This window comes from Streptomyces sp. NPDC017940, assembly GCF_044328435.1.
In the GTDB taxonomy this organism is placed as follows: Bacteria; Actinomycetota; Actinomycetes; order Streptomycetales; family Streptomycetaceae; genus Streptomyces.
Map to the genome: position 1 here is coordinate 605,902 of NZ_JBIRHJ010000001.1, position 11,972 is coordinate 617,873.

The window sequence follows — 11,972 nt, forward strand, 5'->3', positions numbered from 1 at the left end:
GCAGCCGGCCGACAGGCGTGTCAGGGCGTGCCCACCGCCGTCAGCAGGGCCAGGGGGGTCGCCGACGTGCGGGACTCCCGGGCGCAGACGTGGGGGTAGGGGACGGGGGTGGGGTGGGCGGTGCGGGTGTAGCCGGCGAGGACCTCGGGGAGGCGTCCTTGCGAGGCACCGGCGGCGTCGACGAGGGCACGGGCGACGACCCGGGCCTCGTCGTGCAGCCCGTACCGCGCGAGCCCGAGCGCGATGAGCGCGTTGTCGTGGGGCCACACCGACCCCCGGTGGCAGGAGAGCGGATGGTAGGCGCCCTGCCCGGCGGCCAGCGTCCGCACTCCCCACCCCGAGAAGAAGTCCGGGCCGAGCAGCCGCCGCCCCACCGCCTCCCCGTACTCCTTGTCGAGCAGACCGGACCACAGCAGGTGCCCCGCGTCGGAGGCGAGCGCATTCACCTGCTCCCCGTCGCCGTCGAGTGCGAGCGCGGGAAACTCCTGCGCGGCCATCCAGAAGTCCCGCTGGAACCGCTCCCGCAGCCCGGCGGCGACCCGCTCCAGGCGGTCGGCGTACACCGCGTCGTCCCACACGGCCCCGGCGAGCCACGCCGTGCGCCGCAGCGCGTCGTACGCGTACCCCTGCGCGCCCGCCGCGAGGACGGGCCCGGGAGCACGCGTGCCGTCGGCGCCGCAGATCGCACCGGGGGAGTCCTTCCAGTTCTGGTTGGCGGGGCCGCCCCCGTCCGCGCGGTGCACGAGGTAGCCGTGCGAGCCGAGCCCGCCGTGGTCCAGCATCCAGCCGACGGCGGCGCGCGCGTGCGGTTGCAGGCGCCGGGCCGCGGCCGTGTCCCCGGTCCGTTCGGTGTACGCGCCGAGCAGCACGAGGAACAGCGGTGTGGCGTCCACCGAGCCGTAGTACCGCCGGAAGGGAACCTGCCCGAAGTGGGCGAGCTCCCCGTGCCGCACCTCGTGCACGATCTTGCCGGGCTGCGCCGCACTGCCCTCGGCGTGCTCGCTCGCCTGCGTCGCGGCCAGCGCCGACAGCGTCGCCGAGGCCAGGCACGGCAGGTACGGCAGCGCGAACAGGGACGTCAGGAGCGCGTCGCGGCCGAGCAGCGTGAGGTGCCAGGGCACACCCGCCGCGGGCACGCTCAGCTCCTCGCCGTCCGGACCGTGCGCGGGCACCTGGAGAGAGGCCAGGTCGGCGAGGCCGCGCGTACAGGCCGCGGACAGTTCGGGCCAGTCCGCGGGGAGCGGCACGGCGGCCAGGAACGCGCTCTTCTGCTCCGCCAGGGGCCGCAGGGCCGCGGCGGGGGAGCAAGGCGGTGCGGGGCGCGACGGCGCGCCGTGCGGCCGGGCCGTGACCGTCAGGGCCACCTCGGCCGACCCGTGCGCCGCCAGGTCCAGGGTCCACACCAGGCGCCGGGCACCGGTCCCGGTCTCCTCGACGGCGTCCGGCGCGGGCTCGGCGGTGACGGCCGTGCGGGCCAGCCAGTCCCCGCGCCGGTAGCCGAACTCGACTCCGGCGACGCCTTCGGGACGCGTCTGCCCGTACGCCCCCGGGGGCCTGCGCACCCCACCGCGCGCGCCGACGAGTTCCCGTACGCCGCCTCCAGGGCCGCCCGGGCGCCCGCCCCCGCCGTCGGGCCCGGGCGCGGTGATGACCCGGCGCGACCTGACCGCTCCCGTCTTCGTGTACGTACGGTGGTCCCCGCGCAGCTCGAACTGGTCGGCGAAGTCGGCGTCGGCGGTGAGCGCGAGCCGCAGCGTGGTCGGGACGGGGCGGTTGCTGACGATCCGCAGCGCCTCCACCAACGCGCCGTCCACGACCGCCTGTTCGCGGAAGAGGGTGTACGCGGGCGGCTCCTGGCGCTCGCCCCTCGGCACCAGCACGCAGCGCGCCACCTCGGCCTCCGCGCCCGCGCCGCCCCCGGCGTCCACGGTCACCGGCGTCAGGACCTCGGGGACGGCGCCGTCCACCGTCAGCTGCCAGCGGCTCAGGTGCCGCGCGTCGCGCACGAACAGGCCGTCCGGCTGCTCGGCGCTGCTCGGCACCCCTCTGATGTCGCCGCCCGCGCCCACCGCGGCGAACGTGGTCCCGTGCACGAGCAGTTGGTGCTGCCTGCCGTCGCCAGTCATCTCCGTGCCCCCTCGTCGTGCGTGCCGTGCGAGTCGTGTGTGCAGTGCGTGTCGTGTGTGCCCTGCGAGTCGTTGGGGTCGTGCGAGGCCTGCGGGTCGTACGGGGCATGGCCCAGGTCCAGGGCGAGCGCCGCGCTCCAGCCGAAGCCGCGGGCGCCGCAGCCCTCTTCCGTGTACGGATCCACGTACTCGGCGAAGTCCGACGCCACGGCCGTGTCGAGCAGCGCGGCGCGCAGCCCGTCCGCGTGCTCCCGCTCGCCGTGCAGCCGCAGCCCGCGCTCCAGGAGCCAGTTGGTGTTGAACCAGGCGGGGCCGCGCCAGTAGCGGCGCGCGTCGAACGACGGGCTGAGCAGGTCGTGGCTCGGCACGAGCCGCACCCGGCCGCCCAGCCCGAAGTGCGGGCCGCGCGCCGTGCGCACCAGGGCGGCGGCGACGGCACGCGGAAGCCCGGGCAGGACGAGCGGCACCAGGCCGGTCGCCCCGTACTCACCGATGAGGGCACCGTCCGGGCCTCCCGCCAGCAGGTCGCGGCACCGGAAGATGCCCGCCGCAGGGTCCCAGAGCCGCTCCTCCAGGACCCGCGTCAGCCGCTCGGCACGCGCGTGCCGGGCCGCCCCGGACCCACCGAGCTCCGTGGTGATCCGGGCGAGCGCGTGCTCGGAGGCGATCAGGAGGGCGTTGAACGAGGGGTCCTCGACGGCGAACCCGGGCCGCCGTCCCGCGGCGGTCCCGTAGCCGCTGTCGCGGTAGTTTGCCGCGAGCCGTACGTACCGGCCGTAGTCGAGGTCCGTCGGCCGGTCCCGGTGCGCGCCGTGGTCGAGGTCGGCGCGGCGGAACGTACCCGCGGGCGCGGGCGGCACGCGGCTCAGCGGGCCGTCCCAGCAGGGGCTGTTGTCCATGCCCTGCTCCCAGGGGTGGACGACCGCGGCGAGCCCCGCGCCGCCGAGGTCCCGGTGGCGCAGCAGATGGCGGTGCCAGGCGGCGAGCCGCGGCCGCAGCCGGTCCAGGAAGGAGCGCGCCCGGGAGAGCCCGGGGTCGGCCAGGTGCACCAGCCAGGCGGCGAGGGCGTGCACCGGGGGCTGCACGATGCCGGAGGTCTGCACGGTGGCGGGGGCGCCCGCCGCGCGCCCCGCGACGCTGGAGCGCCAGAAGTCGGGGCTCGGGAAGTAGGCGTCGCAGGGGACGGCGGGGTTGAACACGATGTGCGGCAGCCGGCCGTCGGCCCACTGCGCGGACAGCAGCGTCTCCAGCTCCACCTGGGCGCGCGACGGCGACAGACGGCGCAGGCCGATCGCGATGAACGCGGAGTCCCAGGACCACTGGTGCGGGTACAGCGTGCGGGAGGGGACGGTGGAGGTGCCGGTCCAGTTGGCCGCGAGGACCCGGGCGGCGCCCTCGCGCAGGGCCCGGGGTGCGCCGTACCGTGCGGCCGGGTCCGCGCCGGGGAACCGGGTTCCGGCCCTCGTCGTGGTCGTAGCGTCCACGCGTCACCCCCGAAGCCGCCGGCCGGTCGTCGTGGGCCTGGTCGGGGGCCTGTCAGTTTGGTTACCGGAACCATAGGGTTATGTCTGCCCCCCACGCAAAACCCAGCATGTAACGCGAAGTTGACGCGCACAAGACGTCGCACGGCCCGGCGCGGGACGGGCCTCGGGACCGGAGGAACGAACATGGGGAACGGGACCAGCGAGGCTGTTGGGAGCGGCGGCACCGGCGGGCCCCAGGCACGTCAGGGGGCCGCCCCCCAGGCGAGCGCGGGCGACCTGCTCCATCTGGTCCGCAGCGGCCGCGCCACCACGCGGGGCGCGCTGCGACAGGCCACGGGACTGTCCCGCGCGACCGTCGGGCAGCGGCTCGACCGGCTGTTCCGCGCGGGCTGGCTGCGCGAGGGCGCGGGCGGCCCGGTGGCGTCCCCGCTCGGCGGCCGCCCCCCGGCCCGCCTGGAGTTCGACGCGGCGCACGCCGTCGTCCTCGCCGCCGACCTGGACACCCGGCACGCCCGTACGGCACTGCTCACCCTCACCGGCACGGTGCTCGCCGAGCACGGCCTTCCGCTGCGCGTGGACGAGGGCCCGGAGAAGGTGCTCGACCGGCTCGGCGCCGCGTTCGGGGAGCTGGTGCGCGCGGGCGGCAGGGGGCCCGCGGCGGTGTGCGGGATAGGGCTCGCCGTGCCGGGGCCCGTCGACAGCGGCACCGGCCGGGTGGTGCAGCCGCCGATCATGCCCGGCTGGGACGGCTACGACATAACGGGCAGGCTGGGCCGCGCCTTCACCGACCACACCGGCGCCGCCGCCCCGGTGCCGGTGCTAGTCGACAACGACGCCAACCTCATGGCGTACGGCGAGCAGCGCACCCACCACCCGGACTGCTCGGCCTTCGTCCTGGTCAAGGTCTCCACCGGTATCGGCGCGGGTGTCGTCGTCGACGGCGGCGTCTACCGGGGTGTCGACGGCGGTGCGGGCGACATCGGGCACATCCGGGTGCCGGGCGGTGCGCGGGAGCTGTGCAAGTGCGGCTCGTACGGCTGTCTGGCCGCCGTGGCCAGCGGCCGGGCGGTGGCGGCGCGGCTCGGGGCGGCCGGGGTGCGGGCCGCGTCGGGGCGGGACGTGCGGGAGCTGCTCGCGGCCGGGCACCCCGAGGCGGTGGGTCTCGCCCGGGAGGCGGGGCGGCAGGTGGGTGAGGTGCTCGCCACGGTCGTGACGCTGCTCAACCCCGGCGTGCTGATGATCGCCGGAGATCTGGCCGGAACTCCCTTCCTCACCGGGGTGCGCGAGCTCCTGTACCAGCGGGCGCTGCCGCGCTCCACGGCTCGCCTGGAGGTCGTCACCTCGCGGCTCGGCGAGCGCGCGGGCCTGGTGGGGGCGGGTGCGCTGGTGGTGGAGCACTTGTACGCCCCGGAACGGGCGGAGGCGCGGCTCGCCGCGCTCGGCGTCTGAGGGGTGCGCCGAAGCGTGGTGGTGCTCTCCGGTGCTCGCGGGGCTGCTCGGAGGCCGCCCGCAGGACGAGATCCGGCACTTTCAAACGGCGTGATTCTCGCCACCCTTGAAGGGTCTTGCGCTCAGATGAGCGATTAATGGGCGAGTAAAGGGTGGCTGCACTTCTCCAAGGAGTGGCACTCAGTGCCATCGCTCGATCATTTACGAGGTGAACTCACATCTGAGGATGACTCGCTCATCTGAGCAAAACGGCGGTCTTTCGCGGGGTGATCCTTCAAGGCTTGAACGCGATCCGGCCACGCTCGCTACCGTCGAGTCACTTTCGATCTAGCGGCGGACGGGTGGTTACGACCGTGTGACCCACAAGTGGACGTACCCAGACGCCTTTGATCTGGGTATGTTCCTCGCCGTCAGGGCAGCCACCGCGTCCTCGAGGAGTCGAGACCCGTGTCGGAAAACAAAGATCCCCACGTAGCTCAGGGCGTGAAGTTCGTGTTCGACTTCACCGAGGGCAACAAGGACCTCAAGGACCTTCTCGGCGGGAAGGGTGCGAACCTCGCCGAGATGACCAACCTCGGCCTGCCGGTCCCCCCCGGCTTCACCATCTCCACCGAGGCCTGCAAGGTCTACCTCGACAGCGGGGACGAGCCCGCGGCACTGCGTGACGAGGTGAGCGCGCACCTCACCGCCCTCGAGAAGAAGATGGGCAAGAAGCTCGGCCAGGCCGACGACCCGCTGCTCGTCTCCGTCCGCTCGGGCGCCAAGTTCTCCATGCCCGGCATGATGGACACCGTCCTCAACATCGGGCTCTCCGACAAGTCCGTGCAGGGCCTTGCCAAGCAGGCCGGCGACGACCGCTTCGCCTGGGACTCCTACCGCCGTCTCATCCAGATGTTCGGCAAGACCGTCCTCGGCGTCGACGGCGAGCTGTTCGAGGACGCCCTGGAGAAGGCCAAGGACTCCAAGAAGGTCACGGTCGACACCGACCTGGACGCGGCCGAGCTGAAGAAGCTCGTCACCCGGTTCAAGAAGATCGTCAAGGCCGAGGCGGGCCGCGACTTCCCGCAGGACCCGCGCGAGCAGATGGACCTCGCCATCCACGCGGTCTTCGACTCCTGGAACACCGAGCGCGCCAAGCTCTACCGCCGCCAGGAGCGCATCCCGCACGACCTCGGCACCGCCGTCAACGTCTGCTCGATGGTCTTCGGCAACCTCGGCCCCGACTCCGGCACCGGCGTCGCCTTCACCCGCGACCCCGCCTCCGGGCACCAGGGCGTGTACGGCGACTACTTGCAGAACGCGCAGGGCGAGGACGTCGTCGCGGGCATCCGCAACACCGTGCCCCTCGCCGATCTCGAGCAGATCGACAAGAAGTCGTACGACCAGCTCATGCAGATCATGGAGACGCTCGAAACGCACTACAAGGACCTGTGCGACATCGAGTTCACCATCGAGCGCGGCCAGCTGTGGATGCTCCAGACCCGGGTCGGCAAGCGCACGGCGGGCGCGGCCTTCCGCATCGCCACGCAACTCGTCGACCAGGGCTTGATCGACGAGGCGGAGGCGCTCCAGCGCGTGAACGGCGCCCAGCTGGCGCAGCTGATGTTCCCGCGCTTCGACGAGGACGCCAAGGTGGAGCAGCTCGGCCGGGGCATCGCGGCCTCACCGGGCGCCGCCGTCGGCAAGGCCGTGTTCGACTCCTACACCGCCATCAAGTGGTCGCGCTCCGGCGAGAAGGTCATCCTGATCCGCCGCGAGACCAACCCCGACGACCTGGACGGCATGATCGCCGCCGAGGGCATCCTGACCTCCCGCGGTGGCAAGACGTCCCACGCCGCCGTGGTCGCCCGCGGCATGGGCAAGACCTGCGTCTGCGGCGCCGAGGACCTGGAGGTCGACACCAAGCGGCGCCGCCTCACGGTGAACGGCCACGTCGTCGAGGAGGGCGACGTCGTCTCCATCGACGGCTCCACCGGCAAGGTGTACCTGGGCGAGGTGCCCGTGGTCCCCTCCCCGGTCGTGGAGTACTTCGAGGGCCGCATGCACGCGGGCGCCGACGACGCCGACGAACTGGTCCAGGCCGTGCACCGCATCATGGCGTTCGCCGACGGCAAGCGCCGCCTGCGGGTGCGCGCCAACGCCGACAACGCCGAGGACGCGCTGCGCGCGCGGCGGTTCGGCGCCCAGGGCATCGGCCTGTGCCGTACCGAGCACATGTTCCTCGGCGAGCGCCGCGAGCTGGTCGAGCACCTGATCCTCGCGGACACCGAGGAGGAGCGCGAGAACGCCCTGAAGGAGCTGCTTCCCCTCCAGAAGCGGGACTTCGTCGAGCTCTTCGAAGCCATGGACGGCCTGCCGGTCACGGTCCGCCTCCTGGACCCGCCGCTGCACGAGTTCCTGCCCGACATCACCGAGCTGTCCGTGCGGGTCGCCCTCGCCGAGTCCCGCAAGGACCACAACGAGAACGACCTGCGCCTCCTCCAGGCCGTGCACCGGCTGCACGAGCAGAACCCGATGCTCGGCCTGCGCGGCGTCCGCCTCGGCCTGGTCATCCCCGGCCTGTTCACCATGCAGGTACGGGCCATCGCGGAGGCCGCGGCCGAGCGCAAGGAGGCCAAGGGCGACCCGCGCGCGGAGATCATGATTCCGCTCGTCGGCACCGTCCAGGAGCTGGAGATCGTCCGCGAGGAGGCCGAGCAGGTCATCGCCGAGGTCGAGCGGACCACCGGTGTGCACCTGAAGCTGGCCCTCGGCACGATGATCGAGCTGCCGCGCGCCGCGCTCACGGCCGGGCAGATCGCGGAGGCCGCCGAGTTCTTCTCGTTCGGTACGAACGACCTCACCCAGACGGTGTGGGGCTTCTCCCGCGACGACGTGGAGGCCTCCTTCTTCACCGCCTACCTGGAGAAGGGCATCTTCGGGGTCTCCCCCTTCGAGACGATCGACAAGGACGGCGTCGGCAAGCTGGTCCGCGACGCGGTGGCGGCGGGCCGGGCCACCCGCCCCGACCTCAAGCTCGGCGTCTGCGGTGAGCACGGCGGCGACCCGGAGTCGGTGCACTTCTTCCACGAGGTGGGCCTGGACTACGTCTCCTGCTCCCCGTTCCGCATCCCGGTCGCCCGCCTGGAGGCGGGCCGCGCGGCCTCGACGTCGACGGGCAGCGACCACCGCTAGCGCCCACCGGCACTCCCGGCACCCACTGCCGACCGCCACAGACCCCGGGCCCGTCGCCGTGTCCCCGACCCTCAACCGATGCGGCGACGGTCCCGGTCCACCGGGGAGGGGCGGCACCTGTGCGGAGGTGCCGCGCCTCGGCACGCCGGTGGCGGAGGGAGGCAGGAGGTCCCCCTGTGCGTCCAACTGATCGTACGCAGATCCGATCAGAGGGAGTGTCATATGGGGATGTCCGCTTATCGGCGGCGGCTGGTGCGGGTGCTCGCGGTGGGGGTGCTTGCCGGGGTCGTGCCGGGGCTCGGGGGTGGGGTGGCCTCCGCCGGGGACGGGGTGGGGCGGGCCGGGGGTGCGGGAGGTGAGCGGCTTGCGGACTTCACCCGGCAGAAGCTCACCTGGGAGCGGTGTGCGGCGGACAAGCCCGCCGCCTTCCGGTGCGCGACCCTGAAGGTGCCCCTCGACTATCGCGTGCCCGAGGGCAAGCGCATCGACGTGGCGATATCCCGGGTCGAGACGAGTGTGCCCGGCAAGCGCCGCGGTGTGCTGACCTTCAATCCGGGCGGGCCCGGCGGGCCGGGCCTCGACCTCCCCCTAGAGGCCTCGCAGGGCCTGCCCAAGGCCGTGCGCGAGCAGTACGACATGGTCGGCTTCGATCCGCGCGGGGTCGGCAGGAGCACTCCTGTCAAGTGCGGGCTCGCGGCGCACGAGTTGCCGTACCCCCGCGTCACCCGCACCACCGGTGACGCCGCCGCGAACGAGGCCTGGGCCAGGACCTTCGCCGCCAAGTGCCGGGCGGCCGCCGGTGACCGGCTGCCGCACATGACCACCCGCAACACCGCCCGCGACATGGACGTCCTGCGCGCCGTCCTCGGCGAGAAGAAGCTCAACTACTTCGGCGTCTCGTACGGCACCGCCCTCGGCGCCGTCTACATGCAGCTCTTCCCGCACCGCGCCGACCGCTTCGTGCTCGACAGCGCCGTCGACCCGAAGCGGATGTGGCGCGGCATGTTCCGCGTCTGGGCGCCGGAGGCCGAGCGTGCCTTCCGGCGGTGGGCGAAGTGGACCGCCGGGCAGGACGCCACGTACCACCTGGGCACGACCCCCGCCGCCGTCGAGCGGACCTTCCGGAAGCTCGTCGCCCGCGCGGACACCGACCCCGTCGTCATCGGTGACGCCAAGCTCGACGGGGCCGCCGTACGGAACGCGCTGCGGCCCGCGTTCTTCACCGTGCGCATGGGCGCCGAGGCCGTGGTGCAGCTCAAGAACGCCGCCGAGGGGCGGGCCGTGCGGGAGCTGCCCCGCACCGAGCAGCCCGGCGACAACGAGGTCGCCAGCCAACTGGCCGTCGTGTGCGCCGACGCGCCCTGGCCCCGCGACCCCGGCACCTACCGGCGTGACGCCTTCCGTGACGGCGCCCGCTTCCCGCTGTACGGGGACTTCGCGTCCAGCATCACCCCGTGCGCCTTTCTGCCGCGGGGGGCCGAGCCCGCCACCGTGGTGGACAACCACGTCAAGGCGTTGATCGTGCAGAACGAGTGGGACTCGCAGACTCCGCTCGTTGCCGCGCGGGGCATGCATCGCGCCCTCGCCGGGTCGCGGATGGTCACCGTCGACGAGGGGGAGGGGCACGGGGTGGTCTTCGGTGAGGTCCGCAACTCCTGCGCGGAGAACGTCGCGATGGGGTACCTGAGCACCGGTGTACTCCCGGCCCGGGACGTCACCTGCCGTGCGGCGCCCGGGCAGGGTCGGGCGGAGGCGGCTCCGCGGGCCTTCGCGGGGCGGTAGGCGGTACCTCGCGGGGCCCGGCGACAGGAGGACGAGCGCGCCGGCGCGAGGGAGGGGCGGGCGGTCGGGGAGGAGGACGAGGCGCGGAGCGCCGGTGGGCCGTGCAGGCCCCCCGGCCAGTGCTATTCGTCGATCCCCGACCGCTCCACCCCCGCCACGATCCACCGCTGGAAGAACAGGAACACCACGAGCAGCGGCACGATCGAGACGGCGGCGGCGACGAAGAGTTCGTGGAGGCGGACGACCTGGGAGGTGGAGAAGGAGGAGAGGGCGACCTGGACGGTCCAGGCGTCGCGGTCCTGGCCGATGACCAGGGGCCACAGGAAGGAGTTCCAGGCACCGATGAAGACGATGGTGCCGACGGCGGCGAAGACGGGTCGCGAGTTGGGGACGACGACCAGCCAGTACGTACGCCAGTGGCCGAGGCCGTCGACGCGGGCGGCGTCCTCCAGTTCGCGGGGGAAGCCGAGGAAGTACTGGCGGAAGACGAAGCAGGCGAAGGCCGAGAAGAGGGTCGGGACGATCAGGCCCCGGAGCGTGGACACCCAGCCGAGGGACGACACGAGGACGAAGCTGGGGACGAAGGTGACGGCGGCCGGGACCGTCATCGTGGCGAGGATGGCGTAGAAGACGCGGTCGGCGTGGCGGTAGGGGATGCGGGCGAGGCCGTAGCCCGCGAGGGAGGCGAGGAGGAGGGTGCCGAGGGTGGTGAGGACCGCGATCACCGCGGAGTTGTACAGCGCGCGGGCCATCGGGACCGTCGAGTCCTCGAAGAGTTCCGTGACGTTCGACCAGCGCAGGGTCGAGGGGAAGAACGTCCAGTCGGGCGCGGTGATGTCCTGTTCGGCGGCGAGGCCGTTGCGCAGCAGGAGGTAGAAGGGGATCAGGAAGAGCAGGGCGAGGGCGATGAGGAGAGCGACCCGCAGGGCGCGGCCCGCCTTGACCCAGGCGTCGTGCACGGCGTCAGTCCTCCTTCCTGCCGAGCCCGAACCAGCGGGCCTGGCCGATGGTCACCACGGCGATGACGAGGGCGAGGAGCACCGCGCCCGCGCTGCCGAGGCCGAGGTTCTGGCCCTGGCCGAGCGCCGTGTAGTAGAGGTAGACCAGGGGTGGGCGGGCGTACGGCGGGTAGCCGCGGGAGTCCGAGAGCAGGTTGTAGAACTCGTCGAAGGCCTGGAAGGCGTTGATGACGAGGAGCAGGGCCACCGCGACGGAGGTGGCGCGCAGCTGGGGGAGCGTGATGTGGCGCAGGACCTGCCAGCCCGGGCGGGCGCCGTCGACGGCCGCCGCCTCGTAGAGGGTGGGCGGGATGCGTTGCAGGCCCACCAGGAACAGGATCATGTAGAACCCCGCCTGGAGCCAGAGGCGGACGGTGACGATCACCAGCCAGTACCAGGGCGGGTCCGTCGTCGAGAGCCAGGCCGTCTGCTCGGCGCCGAACCAGCCGAGCACGGTGTTGGCCAGGCCGAACCGCACCCCGCTGAAGAGCGACATCTTCCAGATCAGGGCCGCCACGACATAGCTGCACGCGGCGGGCAGGAAGAAGACCGAGCGGAGGAAGGCCTGGGCCCGGCGCATGCGGTTGACCATCAGCGCCAGGGAGAGCGAGAGGACGAACGTCGTCGGCACGATGAAGGCCGTGAAGACCACGAAGGTCCACAGGCTGTCCGTGAACGCGTCGTTCCGCAGCATCGACGTGTAGTTGTCGAAGCCCACGAAGTCCGTGGGCGAGACGGTGTTGTGGGCGTCGAAGAAGCTGAGGTAGACGCTCCAGCCCAGGGGCACGTACGTGAAGACGATCAGGCCGAGCGCGAACGGGCCGACGAAGGCCCAGAACCACAGGGTGCGGTTCTGCGGCCCGGCGAGGCGGCGCCACCACCGCGGGCCGGGGGCGCCGAAGGTGCCGTGGGCGCCGGAGGTGCCGGGCGGGCCGGGAGTGCTGGGCGTGCCACGCGTG

General features: G+C 72.9%; 7 protein-coding genes. 3 read left to right on the forward strand and 4 right to left on the reverse strand.

The window, feature by feature from the left end; all coding sequences use genetic code 11:
- Window positions 1–20: 20 nt before the first annotated feature.
- Window positions 21–2,126 carry a glycogen debranching N-terminal domain-containing protein gene (locus ACH4DX_RS02470; protein WP_398153698.1) on the reverse strand — a complete coding sequence of 702 codons (2,106 nt, stop codon included), beginning with the start codon at window positions 2,124–2,126 and terminating at the stop codon, window positions 21–23.
- On the reverse strand, window positions 2,123–3,610 hold the full coding sequence (locus ACH4DX_RS02475; protein ID WP_398153699.1) for an MGH1-like glycoside hydrolase domain-containing protein: 1,488 nt from the start codon (window positions 3,608–3,610) through the stop codon (window positions 2,123–2,125). Before ACH4DX_RS02475 ends, ACH4DX_RS02470 begins: the two co-directional genes overlap by 4 nt.
- 183 nt (window positions 3,611–3,793) lie before the next feature.
- Here ACH4DX_RS02475 and ACH4DX_RS02480 point away from each other — a divergent pair, with 183 nt between their 5' ends.
- From ACH4DX_RS02480 to ACH4DX_RS02490, 3 genes are all read left to right on the forward strand, one after another.
- Window positions 3,794–5,059 (forward strand): ROK family protein, encoded by a 1,266-nt coding sequence (locus ACH4DX_RS02480; protein ID WP_398153700.1) that lies wholly within the window; start codon window positions 3,794–3,796, stop codon window positions 5,057–5,059.
- A gap of 447 nt (window positions 5,060–5,506) precedes the next feature.
- Complete coding sequence (ppdK, locus tag ACH4DX_RS02485; protein WP_398153701.1) at window positions 5,507–8,233, forward strand: pyruvate, phosphate dikinase; 2,727 nt, start codon at window positions 5,507–5,509, stop codon at window positions 8,231–8,233.
- 228 nt (window positions 8,234–8,461) lie between these two features.
- Window positions 8,462–10,015: an alpha/beta fold hydrolase gene (locus ACH4DX_RS02490; protein ID WP_398153702.1), complete on the forward strand. Its 1,554-nt coding sequence runs from the start codon at window positions 8,462–8,464 to the stop codon at window positions 10,013–10,015.
- Between the two features lie 122 nt (window positions 10,016–10,137).
- Here ACH4DX_RS02490 and ACH4DX_RS02495 read toward each other — a convergent pair whose 3' ends face one another.
- Complete coding sequence (locus ACH4DX_RS02495) at window positions 10,138–10,974, reverse strand: carbohydrate ABC transporter permease (protein WP_398153703.1); 837 nt, start codon at window positions 10,972–10,974, stop codon at window positions 10,138–10,140.
- 4 nt (window positions 10,975–10,978) lie between these two features.
- Window positions 10,979–11,857, reverse strand: a complete 879-nt coding sequence (locus tag ACH4DX_RS02500) for a carbohydrate ABC transporter permease (protein ID WP_398154163.1) — start codon at window positions 11,855–11,857, stop codon at window positions 10,979–10,981.
- Between the last annotated feature and the right edge of the window lie 115 nt (window positions 11,858–11,972).